Raw genomic sequence first — 1,833 nt, 5'->3', positions numbered from 1 at the left:
TCCCGACCCCGTCGGGTGGCTTCTTTAGCAGCCGAATTGACTGATCTCCGCTCGCCAGCGGGTGGGGGTCGTTTCGTGTGTCGGTGGACTGCCGCTTTAGGGTGGTGGTTGCCAATGAGACATCTACGGAGAGTTTGATTCTGGCTCAGGACGAACGCTGGCGGCGTGCTTAACACATGCAAGTCGAACGGTGAAGCCCAGCTTGCTGGGTGGATCAGTGGCGAACGGGTGAGTAACACGTGAGTAACCTGCCCCTGACTCTGGGATAAGCCTTGGAAACGAGGTCTAATACCGGATACGTGACGCTCAGGCATCTGATGCGTCTGGAAAGATTTATCGGTCAGGGATGGACTCGCGGCCTATCAGCTTGTTGGTGGGGTAACGGCCTACCAAGGCGACGACGGGTAGCCGGCCTGAGAGGGCGACCGGCCACACTGGGACTGAGACACGGCCCAGACTCCTACGGGAGGCAGCAGTGGGGAATATTGCACAATGGGCGCAAGCCTGATGCAGCGACGCCGCGTGAGGGATGAAGGCCTTCGGGTTGTAAACCTCTTTCAGCAGGGAAGAAGCGCAAGTGACGGTACCTGCAGAAGAAGCGCCGGCTAACTACGTGCCAGCAGCCGCGGTAATACGTAGGGCGCAAGCGTTGTCCGGAATTATTGGGCGTAAAGAGCTCGTAGGCGGTTTGTCGCGTCTGCTGTGAAAACTCGAGGCTCAACCTCGGGCTTGCAGTGGGTACGGGCAGACTAGAGTGCGGTAGGGGAGACTGGAATTCCTGGTGTAGCGGTGGAATGCGCAGATATCAGGAGGAACACCGATGGCGAAGGCAGGTCTCTGGGCCGCAACTGACGCTGAGGAGCGAAAGCATGGGGAGCGAACAGGATTAGATACCCTGGTAGTCCATGCCGTAAACGTTGGGCACTAGGTGTGGGGCTCATTCCACGAGTTCCGTGCCGCAGCAAACGCATTAAGTGCCCCGCCTGGGGAGTACGGCCGCAAGGCTAAAACTCAAAGAAATTGACGGGGGCCCGCACAAGCGGCGGAGCATGCGGATTAATTCGATGCAACGCGAAGAACCTTACCAAGGCTTGACATACACCGGAAACTTCCAGAGATGGTTGCCCCGCAAGGTCGGTGTACAGGTGGTGCATGGTTGTCGTCAGCTCGTGTCGTGAGATGTTGGGTTAAGTCCCGCAACGAGCGCAACCCTCGTCCTATGTTGCCAGCGGGTCATGCCGGGGACTCATAGGAGACTGCCGGGGTCAACTCGGAGGAAGGTGGGGATGACGTCAAATCATCATGCCCCTTATGTCTTGGGCTTCACGCATGCTACAATGGCCGGTACAAAGGGCTGCGATACCGCGAGGTGGAGCGAATCCCAAAAAGCCGGTCTCAGTTCGGATTGGGGTCTGCAACTCGACCCCATGAAGTCGGAGTCGCTAGTAATCGCAGATCAGCAACGCTGCGGTGAATACGTTCCCGGGCCTTGTACACACCGCCCGTCAAGTCACGAAAGTCGGTAACACCCGAAGCCGGTGGCCCAACTGTTCGCAGGGGGAGCCGTCGAAGGTGGGACTGGCGATTGGGACTAAGTCGTAACAAGGTAGCCGTACCGGAAGGTGCGGCTGGATCACCTCCTTTCTAAGGAGCTTCTGACGCACTCGCGCCATGCGTGGGTGTGTGCAGAGACCAGGCCCGAGCCGTACGCGTTCGGGGTGGTGCTCAAGGGTGGAACATCAACTACGGCGGCCATCATCGGTCGGCATCGCGCCAGTACACCTCGACTTGTCGGGGACGGAACGCGCACAGCCGGCAGAGGGTGGTCGCCCA

Annotated in this window: 1 rRNA gene; it reads left to right on the top strand. The window is 59.0% G+C overall.

Going from position 1 to position 1,833, the window contains the following annotated elements:
* Nucleotides 1-122 precede the first annotated feature (122 nt).
* Nucleotides 123-1,644 (top strand): 16S ribosomal RNA (locus tag AC3WUG_RS19280).
* Nucleotides 1,645-1,833: the final 189 nt, after the last annotated feature.

The organism is Cellulomonas sp. EB106-03-03-XG116 (assembly GCF_058792015.1).
Note: the sequence above shows the minus strand (reverse complement) of the source record. Positions and strands in the feature narration are given on the sequence as shown.